The organism is Fulvivirga lutea, from assembly GCF_017068455.1.
Taxonomy (GTDB): Bacteria; Bacteroidota; Bacteroidia; order Cytophagales; family Cyclobacteriaceae; genus Fulvivirga; species Fulvivirga lutea.
On sequence record NZ_CP070608.1, the window covers coordinates 2,421,404 to 2,447,699 of the forward strand.

At 40.4% G+C, this 26,296-nt stretch carries 13 protein-coding genes and 1 other RNA gene; 9 read left to right on the top strand and 5 right to left on the bottom strand.

The features are described from left to right. Window positions 1-203 precede the first annotated feature (203 nt). From JR347_RS10990 to JR347_RS11025, 8 genes are all read left to right on the top strand, one after another. On the top strand, window positions 204-14,180 hold the full coding sequence (locus JR347_RS10990; RefSeq protein WP_205720653.1) for a PKD-like domain-containing protein: 13,977 nt from the start codon (window positions 204-206) through the stop codon (window positions 14,178-14,180). A gap of 17 nt (window positions 14,181-14,197) precedes the next feature. After that, the gene (locus tag JR347_RS10995; protein ID WP_205720654.1) at window positions 14,198-15,247 is read left to right on the top strand and encodes a PorP/SprF family type IX secretion system membrane protein; all 1,050 of its coding nucleotides are present in this window, start codon (window positions 14,198-14,200) and stop codon (window positions 15,245-15,247) included. A gap of 156 nt (window positions 15,248-15,403) precedes the next feature. Then, window positions 15,404-19,186, top strand: a complete 3,783-nt coding sequence (locus JR347_RS11000; protein ID WP_205720655.1) for a PKD domain-containing protein — start codon at window positions 15,404-15,406, stop codon at window positions 19,184-19,186. Then, the gene (locus tag JR347_RS11005) at window positions 19,186-20,199 is read left to right on the top strand and encodes a PorP/SprF family type IX secretion system membrane protein (RefSeq protein WP_205720656.1); all 1,014 of its coding nucleotides are present in this window, start codon (window positions 19,186-19,188) and stop codon (window positions 20,197-20,199) included. The genes JR347_RS11000 and JR347_RS11005 overlap by 1 nt, the downstream gene beginning before the upstream one ends. A 57-nt stretch (window positions 20,200-20,256) precedes the next feature. After that, window positions 20,257-21,678: a CCA tRNA nucleotidyltransferase gene (locus JR347_RS11010; RefSeq protein WP_205720657.1), complete on the top strand. Its 1,422-nt coding sequence runs from the start codon at window positions 20,257-20,259 to the stop codon at window positions 21,676-21,678. A gap of 26 nt (window positions 21,679-21,704) precedes the next feature. After that, window positions 21,705-22,409 (top strand): tetratricopeptide repeat protein, encoded by a 705-nt coding sequence (locus tag JR347_RS11015; RefSeq protein ID WP_205720658.1) that lies wholly within the window; start codon window positions 21,705-21,707, stop codon window positions 22,407-22,409. Between the two features lie 57 nt (window positions 22,410-22,466). Next, window positions 22,467-23,009 (top strand): RNA polymerase sigma factor, encoded by a 543-nt coding sequence (locus JR347_RS11020; RefSeq protein WP_235689638.1) that lies wholly within the window; start codon window positions 22,467-22,469, stop codon window positions 23,007-23,009. Next, window positions 23,002-23,541, top strand: a complete 540-nt coding sequence (locus tag JR347_RS11025) for a hypothetical protein (protein WP_205720659.1) — start codon at window positions 23,002-23,004, stop codon at window positions 23,539-23,541. The genes JR347_RS11020 and JR347_RS11025 overlap by 8 nt, the downstream gene beginning before the upstream one ends. Here JR347_RS11025 and JR347_RS11030 read toward each other — a convergent pair. From JR347_RS11030 to ffs, 3 genes are all read right to left on the bottom strand, one after another. Beyond that, window positions 23,538-24,251: a cell division ATP-binding protein FtsE gene (locus tag JR347_RS11030; RefSeq protein ID WP_205720660.1), complete on the bottom strand. Its 714-nt coding sequence runs from the start codon at window positions 24,249-24,251 to the stop codon at window positions 23,538-23,540. The genes JR347_RS11025 and JR347_RS11030 overlap by 4 nt on opposite strands. A gap of 3 nt (window positions 24,252-24,254) precedes the next feature. Further along, the gene (fsa, locus tag JR347_RS11035) at window positions 24,255-24,911 is read right to left on the bottom strand and encodes a fructose-6-phosphate aldolase (protein WP_205720661.1); all 657 of its coding nucleotides are present in this window, start codon (window positions 24,909-24,911) and stop codon (window positions 24,255-24,257) included. A gap of 101 nt (window positions 24,912-25,012) precedes the next feature. Continuing rightward, an RNA gene (gene ffs, locus JR347_RS11040) (signal recognition particle sRNA small type) lies at window positions 25,013-25,111 on the bottom strand. Between the two features lie 86 nt (window positions 25,112-25,197). On the opposite strand from ffs, the gene JR347_RS11045 reads away from it, so the two are divergent. Further along, window positions 25,198-25,548 (top strand): hypothetical protein, encoded by a 351-nt coding sequence (locus tag JR347_RS11045; protein ID WP_205720662.1) that lies wholly within the window; start codon window positions 25,198-25,200, stop codon window positions 25,546-25,548. Here JR347_RS11045 and JR347_RS11050 read toward each other — a convergent pair. Both JR347_RS11050 and JR347_RS11055 read right to left on the bottom strand, forming a co-directional pair. Beyond that, window positions 25,545-25,766, bottom strand: coding sequence for a hypothetical protein (locus JR347_RS11050; RefSeq protein ID WP_205720663.1), 222 nt, complete (start codon window positions 25,764-25,766; stop codon window positions 25,545-25,547). The genes JR347_RS11045 and JR347_RS11050 overlap by 4 nt on opposite strands. Then, a complete protein-coding gene (locus JR347_RS11055; protein ID WP_205720664.1) occupies window positions 25,763-26,254 on the bottom strand; it encodes a hypothetical protein in 492 nt (163 codons plus the stop codon). The genes JR347_RS11050 and JR347_RS11055 overlap by 4 nt, the downstream gene beginning before the upstream one ends. Window positions 26,255-26,296 lie beyond the last annotated feature (42 nt).

A 26,296-nucleotide genomic window follows, 5' to 3' on the forward strand; every position in this document is an offset into this window, starting at 1 on the left:
TTTAAACTAACAGCACTAATTATTCTCAAAAAATAAAAAGCTTTAAAAAAGTGCGAAAGTCTGCGCATGTAAGGTTACAACTCTATTCAAATTCATATTAACGCTAAGATTTCATTAATTAGATTAATTATTTAAACTAATTATTAATTACTAAGATTATTGTTAGTTTTAGCCTTTTGAAAAATGTCAACCACCTTAAAATCATGATGAAGTACTTTCGCTTCGTTGTCTTTATATTTTTTTATCTAACAGTTAACACTGAATTATTTGGTCAGAATTTAGTTTCTGCTACCCACGAAACGGATAATCAGTTGCAAGTTACTGCTGTTTTTGACTCACCTCCGACCAATATTGTAGCAAATTATTCGTTAGCTGGAGGCACAATTCCAGTTTCATCTGTTTTCGTCTCTGGTAATACCGCATTTATAGCACTCAGTTCTCCCGTACCTATCGGTACTAGTTCTTTCAGTGTTTTATATATACCTACAGGAAGCACCGTAAACTCTGTGAATAATAGAATAGTTGACTGTGATGATTTTGAATGGGAATTAGTTGGAATTCCAACGCCACCTTGTGCTCCTGTCAACCCTCAAACACGAATGACATTTAGTATTGTGCCCGGAGTTCGTAATTCATCAAATTTTAATTTGGGCAATATAGTGGTTAGAGCTAGGTGGAATGACCCTGCAAATAACCGGTCTGATTTAGTTCCATTCGAATCTGATGAAAACGGACTGGCATCCTCACCCAATAATTTTTTTACGGTAAGTGCCGCTGCAGATGGATTTAACTATCCTGATAATGAAAATGACTGTTCTTATGAATCGATATGGTTAGTTCGAATAGGTACAACGTCTTGTATTGCTAGTAACCCAGGACAGTTCGTTACATATGCCTCTCATAATGAAGATAATGAAGGTGGCGGTGTGATTAATTTACAACCAACGATTGCTAACACCGAGCTTGTTTGTTTAAATGATGAGGCGAACATGTCTTTTTCCGATGTATCAACATTAAACTGTATTAATGATCCGGATCAACCTAACGATGATGACAGGTGGGTGCGAGTAATATACGGGGATGCTGGAAGAGCTGATGCCGATAGAATCCCTAACGTTTTTGTTGGGGGTGTCCAAGTAACTGATGAAACTGGCGCGCTAATAGCGGGTGAATATATTCCTACATTCGGAGGTGGTACTGGTGCAATTGGCACTGGTGACATTATTGGGGTGGTTGAATTCAATGACCCTGTAAATCAGTTGCCTTTTGGGGCTTTAGATCAGATTACAACTGTTTCAACTGCAACGGCATTAGCCAACCGTGATATTGGAGACCGTTTTTATGTTACTATAGAATATTGGAATGTGTGTAATCCCTATTCTCTAGGTAATGCTGCGGGTAACCAAGTTAGCGCAAGTGATTTTTTAGAAATAATAGATATCCCGCCCGCTCCAACAGCCGTAGACGATATAATCTGTGAAGGTGATGGGCTAGGTGGAGTTAACTTCACGGTTGCTGGAACAGGAGGTAGTACACGCATAAACTGGTATGATGATGACCCTAATACCGGTGGCGTTTTGTCGGCTAATCCAAACGGCAATAATTCTGTAAACTTCCCTGCTACAAGCTTTCCTGGTGGTTTGAATACTAACAATCCAGGGATATACTCCATGTGGGCTACTTATGTGATCGGGACAACAAATAGTTGTGAGAGTGATCCTGTAGAAATAACAGTTACGGTGAGAGAAGATTTAACTCAACCAGGAGCTATAACAGGCACATCACCAATTTGTAACAATACCAACAATGTTACATTTTCAATAGCTGGAGCTCCCGGTAATAATCCTTTCGGTGGAGCTATAGAGTATGAGTGGAGTAGTACCGGAGGAGGAGGGGTAAATTTGGATGCCACTTCAGGTAATAGTATTACTGCCGATTTTAATATTGGAGGCTCTTTTACTTCGGTTACGAGGACTATAAGAGTAAGACGAATTTATTCATCAGCTCCAACATGTCCTTCTAATTATAGAACTTTCACAGTTACTATTTTTGGTACAACTCAAGGAGGAACGACAGGCTCTGATAATGATATATGTGAAGGAGAGAGTACTGGAGTCATTTCACTTACTGGTGAAAGAGGATCAATTCTAAATTGGGAAAGACAATTCAATGGTGGTGGTTTTATTGATATAGGTAACAATGGAAATACTTCTTTTAGTGAGATATTAGCGACTGAAGGAACGTATGAATATAGAGCAGTTGTAGATAACGGTCCTTGCCTTACACAAACTAGTTCAGTTACTACAATTACTGTAAATCCTATACCCGCTACGCCAACAATTACAGCCTCAGGAGGGGTGACAAACATTTGTGCCAATGGTGTAGATCAAATAATACTGCAATCAAGTAATACTGATGGTAATGCAGATGAATATGCTTGGTACAGAGATCCTGATTTGATTACACCCGTTCAGCAATCAAATAGCAATCAATTAATCCGTTCGACAGTTGCTCAATCAGGGAGATACTATGTCCAAGTAATTGGTGTTAATCCAACCAATTGTGAGAGTCCACTTTCTGCACCAATTGATATTACTATTGATCCATTACCAACTGCCTCAGGGCCAACAGGTGGTGGTTCAGTTTGTTCTGGTAACCCGGCTCCCGATATTGTTTGGAACTTAACAGGAACGGCTCCATATCAAGTAACATACACAGATGGTACAAGTACCTTTGGTCCTATTGCTGAACCTACCAACACTTTTACTCTTTCAGGGTTAGTTACTGCTGGTACCTATGAGATTACTGCATTATCAGACAATAATGGGTGTAACGCAACGAGTTTAGGCGGAACCGCATCTATTACAGTTGGCGGTACAGCACCTTCACTGGATACTCCATTTTCTTTGGATAATAATGTAGCGTGTGATGATGGAGCGTCTTCATTTAACCCAGAGTTGCTTTTTAGTCTAGATGATGCAAATTCCGCATCTCAATCTGGCTTTGTTCTCATATACAGAATTGATGGTAGTACGAACAGAACTATAAACTTTGATACAGATGCAGTAGGTGATCCAACAGCAGCTATTGTATTTAATGATATTGAATTAAATAGTACAGTACCTTCTCCACATGACATTGAAATTGTTTCCATTGAAAGCCCAGCTGGTTGTTTAACAGTTTTAAATACTATTATTAATTTCACACTTAATCCAAGGCCAGCAGACCCAACAGGCCCTGTTAATGCTATTGCATGTTCAGACCCAGGTACAGGTCAGACAATAAGTGTTGATGTTCCAGCCGGTGGATTTACAGTTAGATGGTATACTTCATACACGGATCCCACTACGAATTCACCTGTAACGGGGGCAGATGGAACAATTGGAGGAACAAATGGTAATGAGTTTACGCCTGTAACCAGTTCCACTGCCACTTTTTTTGCAGCCATTGAAACTGACGCTACTGGTTGTTTGAGTAATGGAGCTGTGGCTGTAACACAAACTGAGGATACTGCACCAAGTGTGGCAAATGCTGATACCGATGGTGTTGGCAACAACGCAACTTGTAATGATTTTTACACTCTTAGTGGGAATATTCCAGGATCAGGAATTGGTACTTGGTCAACTGGCAATGTAATTTATCAAGCTTCATTCAACAGTCTTGTTGATGATGGAGCAGGTGTTGAAGGACCAGGCCCAGTAAATACTGATCCTGTGGTGGAGTCCTGGACAGTGGATGCTAGCGCTGGAAGTTTCACTGCGAGTACAGATTATTTCAGAGTTGATGGGTCTCAATTCGTGGCTCGTGATGTGGATGGAGAAGTTATCTGGAGAACCCCTATAATTGATATCAGTGGTTTTCCCTTAGGAGTTGATCTGACGGTTGACCTTAGCAATAATGGGAATCTTGAAGCAGGTGATGACATTAATGTTTTTTACCGAATTAATGGAGGTGTTGAAACTTTATTTACTGCCGGTAGTCAATCGGGAAATTTTGCTACTGTAACTGCTTCTGCTTCTGGATTAACAGGTACAACATTGCAAATTGTTATTCGGGTTGAAAACAATGCTGATAATGATGAAATTTATTTTGATAATGTAGCGATCACAGAAGCAGGAACAAGTGCCCCGGTATTTGCTGACCCTAATCTACCAAATACATTGGTCACTAATCTTCCGGTAGGCAGCACAGATTTTACATGGACCATTAGTAGTGCCTTGGGTGTGTGCTCTGACGAGACGAGTACGGTAACCATTACCAGAAACCCTTTACCTGATGTGATTGATCCAACACCAGAGGTCTGTGAAGACCAACCAAGAAATAGTGACAATGCCATAATTGATCTAACAACTTATGAAAATTCGATTACTTCATTACCTGCAGGTAATAGAACAGTAACTTGGTTTACGAACCCTGGGTTAACAATTAACCCTGGTGATGTTAACAATCACCCGGTAGGTAATAATGACATTCTATATTATATAATTGAAAACAATACCACCAATTGCACGAATGATGGTCAAATTACTTTTACAGTAAATACATTGCCAGCAACGGCCATACCACCTCTTGGTGATAGAACATTTTGCGAGGACGCTTTAGGCACTTCTACTCATGGTGGTGTTAACCTAGAAACAGCTTACAACCTTGCTGTAGCTAACGGAGACTTAACAAATAGAGATGTTACTTGGTTTTTAGCCTATGATATACCAACGGCTGTTTTCTCTTCTCCAATTGTTGTTGGTGCAGGGGTTGGAGAAACACAGAATTTCGAGGTTTCAGATGGACTTACAATTTATGCCCGAGTAGAAAATACAATTACAAGCTGTGTGAATTTTGCTGAAGTAGACTTTACAGTTAATTCGCTACCAGCACCAAATCCGATTAGAATTGGTGGGTCACCAGCCGCTAGCCCAGCAAACTTCTGTTTGAGTTCTACCCCAATTTTACTTTCAATTGATAATGCTACGAATACAAACTCAACATATCAATGGTCATCTACCACGCCTGATATTGAAATATTAGGAAGTACGACAAGCGAGTTTGTTATTGTGCGATTGGATGATGAAATTACCTTAGCAGATAATGAGTTTTTACAAATTGTTGAAACCACTCAAGAAGGATGTCCAGGACCTGTTACCCAACTTCAAATAGTGGTTGAAACAGCTCCTTCTGCTCCTTCAATTATTGGACCTAATGATGTCTGCTCGAACGAAGCCGGAGTTATATATTCCGTTTCACCGGCTAATCCTACTTCTTCTTATGCTTGGACCATTCCTGCTGGAGCTTCAATTTCTGGACCAACAGATGATCCTACAGTTACGATAAATTTTGGCACTACGGGTGGAAGTATTTCAGTGACTGAAACTAATACATTGGGATGTACCTCTCCAGCTGCAGCTCCTGAGACTGTTACCATTCGAAATAGACCTACAATTACACCCGGTCTGAGCAGGACAGTTTGTAGTGATGATCTTTCAGGGATTACATTTTCAACAACTGGGGTGCCTGTTGCCACATCTTACCAGATTACAAGCGTTTTTGTTACCCCCGGATTACTCGAAGATGCGGGTAATGCAGCATTAAATGGAACAAGTCATGCTAATGTACCAGCTGGGTTTATTGCAAATGACCGATTTAGAAACTTGACTGCTACCAATCTTTCTGTAGTTTACACTGTAGTACCTACAACAGAAAATCCAGTTGGTAAATTCTGCGATGGAAATCCTGTGAATATTACACTTACTGTTCGACCTGAGCCTTATCTGTCAACAAGTTTGGATAGGGAAGTGTGCAGTCAAGAGATTTCGGGATTAGAAATGGATGAACAGCCTGGAAGTGTTAATGCTACTGCTTTTCATTATACCTTATTAAACACTAATGGATTAACACCTGAGGCAGGTAATGCTGTTATTCCTTCCACTGGAGCTTTTCCTGCGGGTGCGCCCTTTGATTACGTTATTAATGATTCTTATATCAATACCACAGGTGGTCCCGTAGTAGTTTCTTACACTGTTATTCCCATAAGTGCAGCTGGTTGTGAAAGCACGAGTGCTGTACCAATTGTGGTAAGGCTGACGGTAGATCCTGAGCCGGTAGGCGCAGCGATCACGAGAGCAGACCAGTGTAGCGATGTAGCGTTTAGTTTGAGTCCGGCAAACATTTTGAATGGATTGGGCGGCACGAGCACGTATACCTGGGTTAGAAACCCATTACCAGCAGGCTTGACAGAAGTAGCGGCAGGTACTGGTACAGGCAATATCGCAGAGACCTTACAGAACTTAACAGGCGGCACGCTGAATGCGACCTATGTGGTTACCCCAACGTCAGCGGATGGTTGTGCTGGTGATCCCTATACGATTACCGTTCCTGTAGACCCAGAACCAGTAGGCGCAGCAATCACGCGAGCAGATCAGTGTAGCGATGTAGCGTTTAGTTTGAGTCCGGATAACATTACGAATGGATTAGGCGGTACGAGCAGCTATACGTGGGTGAGAAACCCATTACCAGCAGGCTTGACCGAAGTAGCGGCAGGTACCGGTACAGGCAATATCGCAGAAACCTTACAGAACTTAACAGGCGGCACGCTGAATGCGACCTATGTAGTTACGCCAACGTCAGCGGATGGTTGTGCTGGTGATTCCTATACCATTACCGTTCCTGTAGACCCGGAACCAGTGGGTGCAGCAATCACGCGAGCAGATCAGTGTAGCGATGTAGCGTTTAGTTTGAGTCCGGATAACATTACGAATGGATTAGGCGGTACGAGCAGCTATACGTGGGTGAGAAACCCATTACCAGCAGGCTTGACCGAAGTAGCGGCAGGTACCGGTACAGGCAATATCGCAGAGACCTTACAAAACTTAACAGGCAGCACGCTGAATGCGACCTATGTGGTCACCCCAACGTCAGCGGATGGTTGTGCTGGTGATCCTTATACGATTACCGTTCCTGTAGACCCGGAACCAGTGGGTGCAGCAATCACGCGAGCAGATCAGTGTAGCGATGTAGCGTTTAGTTTGAGTCCGGCAAACATTTTGAATGGATTGGGCGGCACGAGCACGTATACCTGGGTAAGAAACCCATTACCAGCAGGCTTAACAGAAGTAGCGGCAGGTACTGGTACAGGCAATATCGCAGAGACCTTACAGAACTTAACAGGCGGCACGCTGAATGCGACCTATGTGGTCACCCCAACGTCAGCGGATGGTTGTGCTGGTGATCCCTATACGATTACCGTTCCTGTAGACCCGGAACCCGTGGGTGCAGCGATCACGCGAGCAGATCAGTGTAGCGATGTAGCGTTTAGTTTGAGTCCGGATAACATAACGAATGGATTAGGTGGCACGAGCACGTACACGTGGGTAAGAAACCCATTACCAGCAGGCTTAACCGAAGTAGCGGCAGGCACCGGTACAGGCAATATCGCAGAGACCTTACAGAACTTAACAGGCGGCACGCTGAATGCGACCTATGTGGTTACCCCAACGTCAGCGGATGGTTGTGCTGGTGATCCTTATACGATTACCGTTCCTGTAGACCCAGAACCAGTAGGCGCAGCAATCACGCGAGCAGATCAGTGTAGCGATGTAGCGTTTAGTTTGAGTCCGGATAACATTACGAATGGATTAGGCGGTACGAGCACGTATACCTGGGTAAGAAACCCATTACCAGCAGGCTTAACAGAAGTAGCGGCAGGCACCGGTACAGGCAATATCGCAGAGACCTTACAGAACTTAACAGGCGGCACGCTGAATGCGACCTATGTGGTTACGCCAACATCAGCGGATGGTTGTGCAGGTGATCCTTATACGATTACCGTACCTGTAGACCCGGAACCAGTAGGTGCAGCAATCACGCGAGCAGACCAGTGTAGCGATGTAGCGTTTAGTTTGAGTCCGGATAACATAACGAATGGATTAGGCGGTACAAGCACGTACACGTGGGTAAGAAACCCATTACCAGCAGGCTTAACGCAAGTAGTAGGCGGCAGTGGCACAGGCAATATCGCAGAGACCTTACAGAACTTAACAGGCGGCACGCTGAATGCGACCTATGTGGTTACCCCAACGTCAGCGGATGGTTGTGCTGGTGATCCTTATACGATTACCGTTCCTGTAGACCCAGAACCAGTAGGCGCAGCAATCACGCGAGCAGATCAGTGTAGCGATGTAGCGTTTAGTTTGAGTCCGGATAACATTACGAATGGATTAGGCGGTACGAGCACGTATACCTGGGTAAGAAACCCATTACCAGCAGGCTTAACACAAGTAGTAGGCGGCAGTGGCACTGGCAATATCGCAGAGACCTTACAGAACTTAACAGGCGGTACGTTGAATGCGACCTATGTGGTTACGCCAACATCAGCGGATGGTTGTGCAGGTGATCCTTATACGATTACCGTACCTGTAGACCCGGAACCAGTAGGTGCAGCAATCACGCGAGCAGACCAGTGTAGCGATGTAGCGTTCAGTTTGAGTCCGGATAACATAACGAATGGATTAGGCGGTACAAGCACGTACACGTGGGTAAGAAACCCATTACCAGCAGGCTTAACGCAAGTAGTAGGCGGCAGTGGCACAGGCAATATCGCAGAGACCTTACAGAACTTAACAGGCGGCACGCTGAATGCGACCTATGTGGTTACCCCAACGTCAGCGGATGGTTGTGCTGGTGATCCATATACGATTACCGTACCTGTAGACCCAGAACCAGTAGGCGCAGCAATCACGCGAGCAGACCAGTGTAGCGATGTAGCGTTCAGTTTGAGTCCGGATAACATAACGAATGGATTAGGCGGTACAAGCACGTACACGTGGGTAAGAAACCCATTACCAGCAGGCTTAACGCAAGTAGTAGGCGGCAGTGGCACTGGCAATATCGCAGAGACCTTACAGAACTTAACAGGCGGCACGCTGAATGCGACCTATGTGGTCACCCCAACGTCAGCGGATGGTTGTGCTGGTGATCCATATACGATTACCGTTCCTGTAGACCCGGAACCCGTGGGTTCTTTGGCTACACCTGCAGCTTTATGTAGTGATGCTACTTTAGCATATAATATTCAGACGCAAAATATAAATGCAAACAATGGATTATTAAGTCAATTCACTTATACTGTGTCCAGTGACAATCCTGATGTTGCTGCAGCTGCTAATAGGGTGGTGCCATCGGTAGATCCAATCACAGATGGTTATATTAATGATTCAGGTTCACCTGCTAATATAACCTACTCAATTACGCCATTTAACTTGGTAGATGGATGCCAGGGTGATGATTTCGATGTGATTTTCACATTTAACTCTAAACCTAAAGGGTTTGATGATACAGATGAAACCTGTAGCGATGTTGCTCTGAATTATGATATTCAAGCTCAAAACATCAATGATGCGATTAATGGTAATTCCGTAGTAAGTGATTTCACATATTCCGTTGTTTCATCAAGTGGATCAGTACCACCTGCACCTAACCGAACTGTTAAGAGTCCTTTACCAATCACAGACACTTATACGAACAACACAGGTTCTCCGGTGGATATTACTTACACCATTGTACCAATAAGTCAGGGAACTAATTGTACAGGCGATCCTTTCACCGTTACATTCACTATACAATCAGAACCGCTAGGTTCAAATACAACAGTTGATGTATGTGGTGGTGGTGCTATTAATTTTAATTTACAAGGGCAGATTACAAATGGTATTACTAGTAGATTTTACTATACAGTTACATCATCAAGTCCGGCTGATGTTGCTCCAGATCCTGACAGACCGATAGGAAGTGCAAGTACAACAGGAATAAATACTTCGTATACAAATACATCTGGAGCTCCTGTATTAATAACTTATGAGGTTACACCAATTGCTAATGACGCAACTAACTGTGAAGGAAATCCATTCCAGGTAAGGTTTAACATTATACCTGGTCCTGAGGGAGCTGCTGATACACCAGCACCTACTTGTTCAGGTGAGCAGCTTAACTATGATATTCAAGCTGATAACGTGGATGCATTAGGTAATGGAATACCCGGAAGGTTCACATATGTTGTTTCATCAAGTAATGAGGGTGTTATTCCAACACCAGTATCTCTTGATAGAACGGCAGCTTCAGACCTTCCAATCACGGATACCTTTACAAATACATCAACTGTTCCAGTAACAGTTACTTACACAATTACGCCAATTAGTGATACCGGTGGGTGTATTGGTACTCCGTTTAATGTATTTTTTGAAATAACTCCTGTTCCAAGAGGAGGGGATGATCTCAATAATATTGTATGTAGTGATGATCCTGTTGTATACGATATTCAGGTGGACAATATAGATACCTTTAATGGATTAGCTTCAGAGTTCATTTATACTGTAACTTCAAGTGACCCTGCCAACGTGCCTGCAGACGCTGATAGGGTAGTATATGATGCTGCACCTATTAATACGTCCTATTTAAATACTACTTCTTCTCCCGTATTCATAACGTATTCAATAACTCCAAGAGAAACACTCAGTGGAGATTTATGTGAAGGAGAAGAGTTTGATGTTCGATTCCAGATCAACCCTGAGCCGGTTGTAAATCCGGCATTAGACAATACGGTTTGTAGTGATGAAAATATCAATGTGACTCTGGCTACGAATGGTGTATCGGTAAACGCTGCTAATTACAATTTAACGAATGTAACCATTCCTTTAGGCTTAACACCAAGAGCTGGTAATGTTGTATTCCCACAGAATGGTGTGAGTGCAACTTACATACGTTTTGATAGATATGAGAACTTGACAAATGCACCTTTAACAGTTGATTACGATGTGATTCCGATTAGTGCATCAGGGTGCCAGGGAGACTTGGTTACAATTCAAGTTGAAATTCTTCCAGAGCCTGTCCTCGATCCTTTATTGAGCCCAACACCAGTTTGTTCAGGGCTTCCTTCCGGGGTTATTCTGTCAGAAGATGCAGGTTCAGTGGCAGCAGTATCTTATAATATCAATGGTATTTCTGTACCAGCAGGCTTAACTGCAAGTGCAGGAAATGCAAATATTGGAGATGGACAAGGAGCAAATGCAATACAGAACGACACATTTATAAATACAACAAGTGTTCCATTACAAGTGATTTATACCATTGTGCCTGTGAGTGCAGCAGGATGCGAAGGAGATGCACAAACTGTAACATTCACTATCAATCCGTCACCGGCTTTAGCCAATCTAAATGATGTTGTGTGCAGTGATGCTGCTGTTGGAATAATATTGGCAACGTTACCATCAAGTACTTCAGCTACGGATTATGATATAACTGATATTAGACCTGCTGCCGGATTAGTACCAGGCGGTTCGAATGCAGGAATTGGTCTAACAAATAATACAGCATATCTTAGCACGGATGTTTTTACTAATAATACTAATGGGATTCTTACAGTAGAATATGATGTTGTTCCAGTGAGTGGACCAGGATGTAGAGGACCTCAAGTTACAATTGTAATAACAATTGAGCCTGAAATTACTATTAATGATCCGGCAGATCAAAATATCTGTAGTGGTGATATTGTAAGTATTTTATTAGATTCACCTACTGTCCCATCTTCGGGCAATGTTACATTCGATTTTACTACTACAGTTTCGAGTCCTTTATTGACAGGGTATACAGTTGCTGCACAAAATAAATCTAACGGTAGTTTTATTTCCGATGCGATTATAAATAACACTGATGACCCTCAAACTGTAACTTACCACATTACGCCTGAAGCAGTTGGTGCGAATAACGGTGCAGGTTGTACGAATCCATTATTTACAGATGTTGTGGTTACCGTGCTACCAGTTCCAAAAGTGACAGCTTCAAGTAGTTTTGTAACCATATGTGAAGGTCAAAATTTATCAATTGATTTAACAAGCACTACTAATCCGTCTATTGGTACAATACAATTTGAAATAACCAATGTAGTTGCTACCGGAGGCGTAACAGGGTTTAGCCCGATAGGCACATTTTATGCTAGCTCCGATCAGATTATGGATGCATTTGATAATCCTACAACGAGCAATCAAACGGTAACTTATACAATTACTCCAAGAGCATTTGGTACAGTTGCTGGTACATGTAGTGGAAACCCTATAACGGTAGTGGTTACTGTAAGACCAAGAAGTGTGGTAACACCGACACTAACCAACATTGAATTATGTAGCGGTGAATCATTTACTAATACCCTGTCATTTGATGTGGACATAAATTCGGTTATTGCAGAATGGACGGTTGCAGATAATGCTAATGTGGATGGGGATAATGGTAGTATAGGAAGAACAATGTTCTTTAGTTTAGTTAATAATTCTAATGTACCACAGACCTTAGAATACATTGTAACACCACAGTCTTTGTTTGACGCAAGTTGTAGTGGTGACCCTGTTTCAGTGTTTGTTACGGTGAATCCAATTCCTGATGTGGTGATTATTGATACCGAGGTAGTAAGATGTGATGGTGATTTGTCAAATATACCACTTCAAGGTATTGGTACACGTTTTGAGTGGAGTGCAGATGTAATTTCAGGTAGTGTAGCAGGAGTGGATGGATCTAGTGGTTCAGAGGTTAATGATGGTAATGCTAGAATAAATCAGGTTCTAACTAATACTGGAACAACCCCAGCCATTATTAGATACACCATAGAATCATACTATGATAAAACATTATTAACAGGTAATGATCCTTGTGAAGGATTTGTGCCAGGCTTTGTGACTCTTACGCTGAGCCCTCCTGTAAGTGCTTCTATAGTTCCTCATCCACAAGATGGTACCAATACGCGTGTTAGATGTACAGGTAATGTAGAAGCTGTTCAGTTTGCCTTTACAGGTTCTGCACCTTTCACTCTTACCTTAGATGTAACTGACGCAAATGGTATTACAACAAGAGAGGTTATAGACAACCTGCCGTCTCAATACGCAGAATTAACTTCTGAATCTGTTACTTATGAATTAGTACAAATTGAAGATGCGAATGGCTGTATTGCAACTTCCACGGAATCACTGCAAGTTATTTTTGAAGAGGCCATTGCTGACTTTGAAGTTCGAGGTGCAGATGCTCTGAATACATTTGGTTTTACCAACGCAAATGCTACAGTTAATTTGGATTTTAATTCAGGCACTGGTACAGTTGAATTTAGGTTTAACAATTTCAACCCAGCTAATACGTACACATTACAAATTGGTGATGAAGTAATTAATGTTACTTCGCCTACATTGACCTACACATTTACTGAGCCATCAACATTTGGAACTCTTGGTTATGTTGCAGAATTGCAAGTGTCTACTCCAACCATTGGCGATGTTTGTAACGATGTAAGTAGCTTCTTTATAGAAGTATTACCTCCGGAGCCAACAGTTATTGCTGCTGCTGATATTTTAGAGGCCTGTCCGCCTTTTAACGTGAATTTTGAAAGTTACAGGGAAGATCTTTCTTTATCCAGAAATGTAGTTGTCGAGAATTTAGTATGGACAATTAATGGACAGACAATTCAGACACCTAACCCAACATTTACATTTACTCAGCCGGGTGTTTATAATGTTGAAGTGAAAGGTGATAATGGTCACGGACAAGAGGCTTTTGATAACCTAGTGATAACGGCTTATCCAGTGCCAACAGCAGAGTTTATTATAACTCAAACTACCGTATACATACCAGATGATGGATTCAGACCAACTAACAGGTCACAGGGTGCTACTAGCTTTGAATGGGATTTTGGAGACTTTAATACCTCGGTATCTAGAAACCCTGAACATTTTTATGAATTAGAAGGAGAGTATGAAGTAACTCTTACTGCGATCAATGATTTTGGTTGTGTGAGTACAAAATTAGATACCGTAACTGTAGAAGAAGGTGGATTTACTAAAACACCGAATGCATTTACACCTAACTTAAATGGTCCTTCTGGCGGTGCAGAGTTTGATCCAAATGTGCCAGGTTCCGGTGACTTGGCCAATGATATTTTCCTTCCTATTACCGTAGGAGTGCAGGAATTTAAAATGTGGGTTTATGATCGTTGGGGCAACCTGATTTTCTTTAGTGATAATAAGAGAATAGGATGGGATGGTTATGATAGTAAAGGAAACCTACTACCTGCTGGAGTGTATGTGTATAAGCTTGACCTGATATTATCTAATGGTCAGCGTACCACACGTGTTGGAGATGTAACTTTGATTAGATAACTTGAGCTTGATTTGAAATGAAAAAGATATTACTTCTTACTTTCGGACTCTTACTTGCTGGTAAGTTATCAGCTCAGGATCCACAGTTTTCCCAGTTTTATAATGCGCCATTATATTTAAATCCTGGATTTACGGGTATTACTCCGCAGCAAAGATTGATAGCGAACCACAGATTGCAATGGCCAAACCTACCCCAAGTGTTTTCTACTTATGCCATTTCGTATGAAATGTTCATTGGTGAATTAAAAAGTGGCTTTGGTTTAATGGCTACAACCGATAAAATGGGTACTGGGGGGTGGAGAACAACTACGGCAGGTCTTTTGTATAGCTACAAAATACGAGTAAGTGAAGATTGGGTATTTTCACCAGGAATCTATTTTGGCTATGGACAGCAGGGATTGGATCAAAGTAAGCTACAATTAGGTGATGAGCTGGCATCTGATCAATCCGGATCAAATGATCCCGGAGTAGGTAGAATTGATAATGCCACTTATCTTGATATTGGTTCTGGCCTAATTATGTACAACAGAAATCTTTGGTTAGGTATTTCAGCATATCATATGAATCAACCCAATATTTCATTGATTGGAAATGAAAGCCGACTACCTATCAAATACAATTTGCATGGTGGAATGCGTATTCCTTTGTATAATGGACCCAAAACCATCAGTAAGGTGTCTTACCTTACTCCAGGTTTTGTATACAGAAGACAAGGAGATACTTTCTCTCAGCTAGATCTAGGTGTGAATTATCATATTGACCCAGTTTCAATTGGAGTTTGGTATCGTGGCGTTCCATTACAAAGGTCATTTCAATACATAGGATTAGAAGATAGTCAGGTACAACAAGATGCTCTGGTATTTTCGCTGTCATTACTATTTAATACTTTTCAGGTGGGCTATAGCTACGATTTTACCATTTCAGAATTAGCTTCTTCGGCAGGTGGTGCTCATGAAGTATCCATCATTTATGAGTTTGTAACTAAGCCATTTAGAAGAGGGGTTAGAAAGAAATACAGGCAGCTACCATGCCCTACATTTAACAGTAAAGAGGGATTCTGGAATTAATCCACATCCCTTAAACTGTATAATCTGCATCTTATCTTCAATTACAGCATTACAGCGATTATTCATCCAATTAGCTGATTTTCAGCGGTTTCATTATCGTACTTTGTAGTATTTAATCTTGTCTATGTGGCTTTATAACTCTACAGGTGTAAAGCAATGTCTAAACAGGCGATAATTTTCATTATCTTTTTTCTTATAGCATCAGTGAATGATGCTATGTCTCAATGTAATTTATTGAGGTCGCAGATTGACGTATCATTTAATACAGATCAGGACTGCGCGCCCGTAACGGTTACCGACTTTACTGTTACCTACTATTTTAATGCACCTCAAAACCCAGCTGACATAGAGATAAGGTTTGAGTGGAATGATCCGGGTAACCAGGTTTCATTCATAAATATTGGTAATGGGCTGATTGCAGGTGGCGGTAACACGGAATTTACAGCGTCTGCACCAGCATTTTCCTACTTTATTAATAATGATTGTGCAATAAGGCCTACTTCATTTTTATACATTAATGGTGTTCTTTGTCCAACTTCAGAAGAATTACAGCTGAGTCCCTTTTGGGGTACAGACGAAGATGGTAATGGAGACGTTACTATCGACCCCATCAACTATGATGTTTGTTACAATAACCCAATAGTGAATGCCGTATTTACTGATAACTCAGAGTTTAATTGTAGAATACAAGTTGAGCCGGATAGACCTAACCAGATCACAAGACATACACAGTTTGTGTATGGTACTAATCATAATCCTGCAGCAACAATATTAAACCTCACACTTGAAGATGGGGGCACACAAGGCTTAACCGATGGTACGGGAAATATTGTAACGCCAGTCACCAGAAGTGGAGTAACAGCCGCTTATTTTGGCCCTATCGTTACTGTACCAACACCAGCACTTGGCCCTGCAGCCGTCACCTTTCCAATGAATGCACCTGCTGATGCTGCCAACTTAATTGGCAACACATTTGAAATAACACTTTACAACTGGAACTTCTGTAATCCTTATAATGGCAATCCACTTGCCCCAAATTATGCAGATGCCATTGCAACGACTGCTTACCTTATAATTGTAGACGCACCTGCGCCTGATTTTTTAACGCGTAGAAATGATGCATCGGGAGCTATAACCACAACATTCTGCCTGGATGAAAATATTTATTTCGATAACGAAACCCCTGGTTTAGGCGGATTGGGATTCACATGGGAATTTTTCGATGATAATACAGGAGCAACCTTACTTTCTACTAGTACAGATATAAACCCTACTTTTTCTTACACCACACCTGGGCAAAAATTGGTGAGATTAACTGCCTCTGATCCAACAGCGCAGGGAAGCTGTGATGAGGTATATGAATTGCTTCTGGATATATCACCTTCTTTGGTGGCAGATATTCAACTAACCGATTTATCCAACAATCCAATAACACCGGAATTCTGCCAGGATGCTACCAATAGCCTGAATTTCGATGTTCGCTTTTCAGACAATTCTACGGGTACTGCTACAGCCAATACCCGATGGCGCTGGGAGTTTTATGATGAAAATAACACTCTGATGTTAGAAGTTCCTGCCGCAGGAGCATTTTCATCCACACAACTGGGGCCTTTCGATCGCAATTTTATTAATCCCGGTGTTTATAGAGCAGTTCTTACTATTCGAGACAATGCCACATCATGTGAAAGTACAGATGAGGAGTTTGTCTATGTATATCCTGCTCCTGAGCCTGATTTTACCGCTACACGTGTCTGTGAAGGTGAGCTTACCAATTTTACAGACAACTCCACTATCGCTGCTATAAATGGGGAGGCTATTGTTTCGTGGGAGTGGGATCTGGATTATGATGGTGTGACCTTCAACAAAGAGGCGACATTTGATAATCAATTGAATTTTGATTATTTGTACCCTGCTGCAGGTACCTATAACGTAGCCTTATTAGTTACATCAGATCAAAATTCATGTGCAGAAATGCTTGTTCAAACAGTAAATGTTGACCCATTACCTGTTGCCAATTTCACTCCAGATGTAACAGAAGGTTGCAGTATATTAACAGTAAACTTTACCAATAATTCTGTGGGCTCACAGCCCGATGTAATTTCACAATATGTATGGGAAATTGATGATGGCAGTGGGTTTGTTACAGATGCAACTCAAGATCCGTCTGACCCTTCATTTAATGCTGTATTTACCAGGAGCTTTACGAATAATACAAATTCCAATATCACTTTTGATGTAAGACTTAGAGCTATTACCGTTAACAATTGCGAAACTGTTAGTGGAGTTCAACAGATTACAGTATTTCCGGCTCCCTTATCAGGTTTTAATTCTATCAATTATTCACCATTTAATGATAACTGCTCTCCACTGGATGTAGACTTTCAAGTGGATGCTTTAACCCAGAGTCAAATGCCGAGTAATTACACCTGGACGATTTCGGATAATAATGGTCAGGTAGATCAGCAAAGTACCGGAATCACACCTTCATTTAATTATGAGTTTGAAAATAATACACAGACTATAAAAGATTACTTTGTTACTCTTGAGTCTTCAATAGGAGGTAGCTGTTCTGGTGATAGTACGATTACAATAAGAGTTAACCCAGTGCCGGTTTCAACTTTTGAGGTTGATACATTAGAAGTAACCTGCGAAATCATGCGCCTCTATGCTGAAGCCAATCAGAAAGGCTTGGCCGATTATGCATGGCAAGTGAGTATAGAGGGGACAATAGTTTTTGCTTCATCTGGTGCGCAGGACAACATTGAATATACTGTTAATAAAACAGGTATGCCATTAGACGTGGAAATTCAATTGGTGGCTACCAATTTTGCAGGTTGTTCAGGTCCGGCCGAAGTTCAGTTGATAACTGTTGAGGAAGAGCAAAATATAGCTGTTGGGTTTGATGTTTCTCCTCTGGTTCAAACGTTGCCCGATGCAACAATATTTTTAACTAATACAACTAACGTTGGTCCATGGGAGTACCTATGGAGCTTTGGTGATGGAAACACAAGCACAGATCCTAATTTATCAGAATATACTTATACTCAGGCAGGCACTTATTCTGTATCTCTCACAGCCAGTTTTGGTGAATGTACTGTTACAGAAATAAAATCAATTACCATTAATCCTATTCCACCGATAGTGGATTTTGATTATAACCCAGCATCCGGATGTGCACCGCTCCAAGTAACATTTACAAACCTCAGTCAATTCGCATTGAATGATTCATACGAATGGGATTTTGGTGATGGCACTACCTCAAACGCAGTGAATCCGGTACATACCTATTTTGAACCTGGCTTATATAGTGTGTCATTAACAGCATCAAATGCATTTAATCAGTCATCAACCGAAGTGAAGCAGGACATAATAGAAGTTTTTGAGACACCTATAGCTCAATTCAATGCCCGTCCTACCATTGTTTTCGTTCCCGATAATCCGGTGTATACAAATAATCAAAGTGTAGGAGCTAACAATTTCTTTTGGGATTTTGGGGACGGTGCCACGTCCACTGAAGCTGAACCGATACATTACTATCAGGAAGAGGGTTTTTATGATATAACACTCATAGCTTCCAACTCTTTTGGTTGCGCAGATACGCTCACCAGAGAAGGTATTATTGAAGGGCAGATGAACGGAAGGCTTCTGGTGCCTAACGCATTCACACCCAACTTAAATGGGCCAAATGGGGGAGATATAGGTACATCCGGAGTGAATGATGTATTCCTACCGATTACACAAGGTGTGGCAGAATTTGAAATGTTAGTGTTCAATAGGTGGGGCGAGCTACTGTTCAAAACGAGAGATAAAACTATTGGTTGGGATGGCTATTACAATGGCAGGCTTTGCCCACAAGATGTGTATGTCTATAAACTGAACCTAGTCTTTGAAAATGGACAGAAATCAACGAGAACAGGCGATATTAACTTGATAAGGTAATGAGAAAGGTATTAGCAATCATATTAACATTAGTTGCCTTTCAGTCGAAAGGTCAAGACCCACAATTCTCACAATACTATGCGGCACCTTTGTATTTAAATCCTGCCTTTGCGGGAACATCTGTCGGGCATCGTTTCATTTTAAACTATAGAAATCAATGGCCTAATCTGAATAATGGCTTTGTCACGTATGCCTTTTCTTATGACTACAACCTGGATCACCTTAAAAGTGGAATAGGGGCTTTAGTGACAGTTGATAAAGCAGGTTCCGCTAACCTAACTTCCACCAATTTTAATTTTGTGTATAGTTATAAAGTCCAATTAGCTAATAAATGGGTGTTTACGCCAGGTTTATCGTTTGGCTATGCTAATAGGAGCATCGATTTTGATAAACTTGTATTTGGCGATCAATTAGATTTTGACAGTGACGGACAAGTGCCAACTACAGACCAAAGTGTTAATTCACTGGGCAACGCTAATTATTTTGATTTTGGGGCAGGTTTTCTTCTTTACAGTAAGAATTTCTGGGCGGGTGTTTCCACAGCACATATTAATCAACCGAATCGATCATTATTAGATGAAGAAAGCGAGGTACCTATGAAAACCTCTGTCCATGCAGGATTTAGAATTCCATTGTATCATGGATTAATGAAACGCGCCAGGGTATCCAGCATAGCACCTTCATTTATCTACAAAACACAAGGTGAATTTGACCAATTAGATGTAGGTCTGCACTTTCTATACGAACCTGTAATGATAGGTCTATGGTACAGAGGCATACCGGTGCAGCAAAATGTAAGCGATAATATTAGTCAGGATGCCGTAGTGATTATACTAGGTATGCAGTTGAAAGATTTTGAAATAGGCTATAGTTACGATTTTACTGTTTCAGAATTAGGCACAATATCAGGTGGTGCACATGAAGTATCCTTACAATACCGTTTTGAAGCTATGAGTGGAGGTAAAGCTAAGAAGCCTGATAAGTATATTCCATGCCCCACCTTTACTAAATAATGACTTCCTATACAGCCTGAATAGTGCTACCTTTGCGCCAAATTGTGTGCAGAGCTAATGAATCTAAAGTCGAATCTCGATAACCCCATTTTTAAAGTTGTTTCTGAAGCTGGTGAGGAGCTGGGTATCGATGTATATGTAGTTGGAGGATTTGTACGCGATATTCTGTTGAAAAGACCAAGTAAGGATATCGACTTTGTAACTGTAGGAAGCGGGATTGAGTTAGCTCAAAAAGTGGCCGAAAAGATAAACGAAAAACAGGTTTCAATTTTTAAAAATTTTGGAACAGCTAATATTAAATCCAAAGGTTTTGATCTGGAATTTGTAGGCGCACGAAAAGAGTCGTACAACAGAAATTCTAGAAAGCCTGTAGTTGAAAATGGTACGCTTCAGGATGATCAGAACAGGAGGGATTTCACCATTAATGCAATGGCTATTAGCCTTAATAAAGCTAATTATGGTGAATTAATTGATCCTTTTGAAGGTCAGAAAGACCTGAAAAGAAAGGTGATGCGCACACCATTGCAACCTGAAATTACATTTTCAGATGATCCCTTGAGAATGATGCGGGCCATTCGCTTTGCTACACAGCTTCAGTTTGATATTGAACCTGATACTTATGAAGGTATTGTTCAGAATATAGACAGAATAGAAATCGTTTCTATGGAGCGAGTTTCAGATGAATTAAATAAAATCATTCTTTCCAATAAACCCTCTTACGGGTTCAAATTATTGTTTCATTCAGGCTTATTAAAAAAAATATTCCCAGAAATGGTTGATCTACATGGCGTAGAAACCATCGATGGTAAATCACATAAAGATAATTTCTACCATACGCTTCAGGTATTGGATAATGTTTGCGAGAAATCCAATTACTTATGGTTGCGTTGGGCTGCAATTCTTCATGATATTGCCAAACCACCAACCAAACGTTTTGATCCAAAAGTAGGCTGGACTTTTCATGGTCATGAAGATAAGGGGGCCAGAATGGTGCCCGGTATATTCAAAAAATTGAAGCTCCCATTGAATGAGAAGATGCACTATGTGAAAAAGTTGGTGCGCTTACATTTGAGGCCAATCGCCTTGGTAAAGGATGATATAACTGATACTGCCATAAGAAGATTACTTTTTGAAGCTGGCAATGATATTGACGATCTGATGAAATTGTGCCGTGCTGATATCACCTCTAAGAATGATATTAAAGTTCAAAAATACCTCAGCAACTTTAAGAAGGTTGAGCGAAAGATGAAGGAAGTAGAGGAGAAGGATCAGGTGAGAAATTTCCAGCCACCGGTGTCAGGCGAAGAAATTATGAACGCTTTTAACATTGCCCCGGGTAGAATTATTGGAGAAATTAAGGAGGCCATCAAAGAGGCTATTTTAGAAGGAGAAATTCAAAATAACAGAGCAGAGGCGTTAGAATTAATGTACAAGTTAGCCAAAACAAAAGGGTTAGATAAAGTCTCTGGAAATAACTAGTTTTGGCGTTTTAAAAAATTGAACCAATGAAATATATAGCTATTCTATCATTCGTATTATTAAGTCTAAATGTAACTGCACAAGATGAAGCTACTCAGCCCAAACAAGCCTCAGCAGGCCAGGTGCTAACGAACCATTACATTAGAACTTATCAGGCTGGCATGCGATACAACGATTTTAGCGTAGCAAAGCACGCGCTGTATAACATATTGGTGGAGAACCCACAGAATGACTCAATCTTATACTCATTATCATTACTTTATTTTCAATCTCAAAATTATGCTTCCGCAGCACTTACTGCTCAGGATATTATTGCTGTAAATCCTGATAACCTTGGAGCCTTAGAAATTGCTGCAGTTTCTTACGAAAATTTAGGAGTTAATGATAAGGCTCTAGAAACATACGAAACGCTCTATTTAAAAACGGATGATCTCCAAACGCTTTATAAAATGGCTTTCTTGCAGTTTGATTTAGAAAAATATGCTGAAAGTAAAACCAATGCAGACATCTTACTTAACAAGAAGGGGGTTGAAGAAATGAATGCTGTTTTTAATGACACTGAGGGAAAACAAAAAGAATACCCGGCTAAAGTAGCATTACTTAACCTGAAAGGTCTTATAGCTCAAAAACAAGGAGATAACAAAGTGGCTGAAAACTATTATCAGCAAGCTTTAACTATTGCTCCTGATTTTAAAATGGCTAAGGATAATCTCGCTACTCTAAAAAAATAATTCTCTTCCATGCAACCTCTGTAACGTATATTTGTCTATAATACAGAGGTTAAAAGCTTGGCACAACACGAATATAATATACATCAGAATATTATAGATGAATGCTTGCGTGGCAGTCGTGCTGCGCAGTATGAGTTATATAAACTCTATTCTAAAGCCATGTATAATGCATGTTTTAGGATAGTGAGAAATTCTGGTGATGCAGAAGACGTTTTGCAAGATGCATTCGTTAGTGCTTTTAAGAACTTAAAAAGTTTTAAAGGAGATTCTTCATTCGGAGCATGGTTGAAGAGGATTGTAATTAATAAGTCTCTGAATTTTCTTAAGAAAAGGAGTATTGATGTAACACCAATGGACGAACTCCCCGAAGTAAAGGAAGAGAATGAAGAAACTTTTTATGGTGATCTTTCAGTTGAAAGAATTAAGGATGCAGTGGAAAAATTACCTGAAGGTTACAGGTTAGTATTCTCACTGTATTTATTAGAGGGTTACGATCATGGTGAAATAGGTGAGATACTTGGGATTTCAGAATCAACCAGTAAATCTCAATTTAACAGATCGAAAAAGAAGATTAGAGAATTATTGCAAGTCAATGGATAAGCTTGATAAATATATAAAAGATCACAGAAGTGAGTTTGATGATCAGGAGCCTGCCATAGATTTATGGAGTAGGATAGAAGCTGATTTGCCAAGCCCGAAGGATTTTACATGGATTTGGAAGGTAGCGGCTGTCATATTCTTTTGTACTTCTCTTTATTTAAGCTTAGACAAGTTCTCACAATCCAGTGAAGAAAATCTAGTCGCGCAAAAGGAGACTATATCCGATGATTTTGGTGATGTAGAGTCCTACTACTTTCAAATTATTTCAGAAAAACGAGACCTTATCTATGAGTATGATACTGGTGAAGCGCCTATTCAAGTAGATTTTGAGCAGGATTTACAAAAGCTCGATGCGATGTATCAGGTTTTGAAAGAAGAGTTAAAGGCTAATCCAAGTAAAAAGGTGGTGGATGCACTTATTCTCAATCTGCTCGTTAGAATTGATGTTCTTAATGAAAAAATAGAGGAGCTTGAAGGGGATGATGATGCTCCAAACCGTGATGAGGCAAATAAAGAAGAAGTAGAGATTTAATAAACAGTAGTTTTTAAATCGAATTGCTCAACTTTTGAATCCAATAACTTACCTTTTTCGCACTTCAGGATTCTCGCAGTATTATCCCTCACCAAGGTATGGTCATGAGTGGCCATTAAAATAGCAGTACCTTTTTTATTGATGTCCAAAAATAGTCTGAATATCCCTTGAGATACTTCCGGATCAAGGTTTCCTGTTGGCTCATCGGCAATTAAAATGACAGGTTCATTAATCATTGCCCTGGCAATAACTACTCTTTGCTGCTCACCACCAGAAAGCTGGTGCGGCATTTTAGATCCCACTGAACCTAGTCCTACCTGCATGAGCACCTCTGCTTGTCTGGCTTTCATTTTCGAGTTATCTCTCCAGCCTGTGGCTTTCATAACAAATGTTAGATTTTCCGCTACAGTTCTATCCGGAAACAATTGAAAGTCCTGAAATATGATGCCTAGTTTTCTACGTAATAGAGGAACTTGTGATTTTTTTATGTTACCAATGTTGTAACCGGCAACATCTATCTGACCCAGCCGCAAGGGTAAATCAGCATAAAGAGTTTTAAGTAAAGAAGATTTCCCACCCCCGGTTCTACCAATAAGAAAAGCAAACTCTCCTTTTTCAAGTTCAAAGTTTACCTCACTCAAAACAGTATTACTGTCCTGGAAAATGGTAGCGTCCTTTACTCTTACAACTGGGTCAGTAGAAAATGACATAGCTTATTTATTACCTTTTTTATGGTCTGCTAAGAATTGAGCCAGTCCTTTATCAGTTAACGGGTGGTTGAGCAAGCTTGTAATAACATTCAATGGACAAGTAGCAACATCGGCTCCTATTTCTGCACACTGAATTAAATGCATGGTGTGTCTAACACTTGCTGCAAGAATTTCGGTATCAAAACCATAGTTATCATAAATCTGCACAATTTGCTCGATGAGTGTTAAACCATCATGAGAGATATCATCTAGTCTACCAATAAACGGAGAAACGTAGCTGGCCCCAGCCTTTGCTGCCAATAGTGCCTGACCCGCTGAAAATATAAGTGTACAATTAGTTCTTATACCTTTATCACTGAAATATTTAATAGCCTTAACGCCTTCTTTGATCATCGGAACCTTAACAACAATTTTATCGTCAATTTTAGCAAGTTCCTCACCTTCCTTTATGATACCTTCATAATCAGTAGCAATTACTTCTGCACTAACATTATTATCGACAATATCACATATTGCTTTATAATGGTTCTTAATGTTTTTATCACCAGTAATGCCTTCTTTGGCCATTAACGATGGATTTGTGGTTACGCCATCTAGTACGCCCAGGTCGTAGGCTTGTCTAATTTCGTCAAGGTTTGCGGTATCAATAAAGAATTTCATAAGGATATTTAGTGGTTAAATTTTAGATGTGCTAAGTTAATTATGAAATGGCAAGGTTCCTAAAAATTAATCAGAGTCAACCAAGAAAGGGGGAGGAAATAAAAAAGGCAAATCAAGTATCGCACCGCTACAACCGCTTACCCTTGCTACCTTCCGGTCCTGGGGGAGTTCAGCAGGAGCTGGTCGTACTGATTTGCCACTGCAAAGGTAGGCCGAATAACTGAATTGTTAAAATATAATTACCTTCTTTCAGCTATCTTTTTTAAATTGATAAAAAATTGCTGTTATGGCTGAAATTACCTACCAATTGCGTTTGCTTAAGCTGCATTGCTACAGACAAGAAGAAAGCGATGGAGATGAGGTTTTTATTAAATATAAGAAGGAGAAAATCTGGCCGCTTAAATCAAAATACGAAAGTATGAAAGAGGGCAGCTTAGATGTTAATGTAGATATAGCTGGCCTTGAATCCGGTACTGAGGTAGAAATTGAACTCTGGGATTACGATTTACTCACTCCCAATGACAAGTTGGGAACTTTTAAGATGTTAGTAAATGAAAAAGGAGGCCCATTTAAAACGGACTTACTTGTTGAGTTGGGTGAAGATGCTAAATATAGCCTCGAATGGGAGGCTTATTAACTGATACCTTTTAAATACAGATTGAACTCTATGGGGCTGGAAGGCTTGAATCCATCTTCATTAAAATCTTCATAAATATCAGAGTCAAACTGCATTTTTCTTTTTTCTACAGTTTTGTCTTTATAAATGGTGAGTTCTACACCTTCAAAAGTTTTCGGGTTTAACTGAACTATAATGGTGAAGTCTTCAAACTCCCGCTTAAAATATTCATGTATCATGCTATAGTAGCAGCAATACTAACTTTTTTCAACGGTTTTTTAATTGTTTCTTTTTCGATATTAATATTCTCTATCAATTGCTCTTCTAACATAGATGCCCATGTTTTTAAGTATTTAACTACATCGGCTTTTCTGTTGTGGCTTAAATAGCGTTCCTCAACAGGCAATTTTTGAAGCACATTTTTATCACTTAGTTTTTCCAGATGTTTCAGGTCATCGGAATCAAATCCAAAATCGAGCATGGTGGTGATCAGGTCATCCATAAGCAAACCACTTGTTGGGCAGTAGTCATTGAGTTGTTCATTCCAGTCACCATATTTTTGCATAGCCCTGCTATGAATATCTGAACTTGAATAGTGAGTAATTTCTTGAGCCAGAAAACCACAATTACAGCTACCCATATGGCCCCATTGGTAATTGTTACTTGAAGCTAATTTAGTTGCTGTTTTTCTTAAGACGTCTACAATTTCTAAAGTTGCTCTAGCCATATTTTCATCAGTTTATATTATAACAAAACCTTTGCATTATGG

What these genes read in the sequence shown, in the direction of transcription:
- JR347_RS10990 (WP_205720653.1), top strand. Translation starts at nt 204, where the DNA reads ATGATGAAGTACTTTCGCTTCGTTGTCTTTATATTTTTTTATCTAACA.
- JR347_RS11000 (WP_205720655.1), top strand. Translation starts at nt 15,404, where the DNA reads ATGTCTAAACAGGCGATAATTTTCATTATCTTTTTTCTTATAGCATCA.
- JR347_RS11055 (WP_205720664.1), bottom strand. Translation starts at nt 26,254, where the DNA reads ATGGCTAGAGCAACTTTAGAAATTGTAGACGTCTTAAGAAAAACAGCA.
- JR347_RS11050 (WP_205720663.1), bottom strand. Translation starts at nt 25,766, where the DNA reads ATGATACATGAATATTTTAAGCGGGAGTTTGAAGACTTCACCATTATA.
- JR347_RS11005 (WP_205720656.1), top strand. Translation starts at nt 19,186, where the DNA reads ATGAGAAAGGTATTAGCAATCATATTAACATTAGTTGCCTTTCAGTCG.
- JR347_RS11045 (WP_205720662.1), top strand. Translation starts at nt 25,198, where the DNA reads ATGGCTGAAATTACCTACCAATTGCGTTTGCTTAAGCTGCATTGCTAC.
- JR347_RS11015 (WP_205720658.1), top strand. Translation starts at nt 21,705, where the DNA reads ATGAAATATATAGCTATTCTATCATTCGTATTATTAAGTCTAAATGTA.
- fsa (WP_205720661.1), bottom strand. Translation starts at nt 24,911, where the DNA reads ATGAAATTCTTTATTGATACCGCAAACCTTGACGAAATTAGACAAGCC.
- JR347_RS11010 (WP_205720657.1), top strand. Translation starts at nt 20,257, where the DNA reads ATGAATCTAAAGTCGAATCTCGATAACCCCATTTTTAAAGTTGTTTCT.
- JR347_RS11030 (WP_205720660.1), bottom strand. Translation starts at nt 24,251, where the DNA reads ATGTCATTTTCTACTGACCCAGTTGTAAGAGTAAAGGACGCTACCATT.
- JR347_RS10995 (WP_205720654.1), top strand. Translation starts at nt 14,198, where the DNA reads ATGAAAAAGATATTACTTCTTACTTTCGGACTCTTACTTGCTGGTAAG.
- JR347_RS11025 (WP_205720659.1), top strand. Translation starts at nt 23,002, where the DNA reads ATGGATAAGCTTGATAAATATATAAAAGATCACAGAAGTGAGTTTGAT.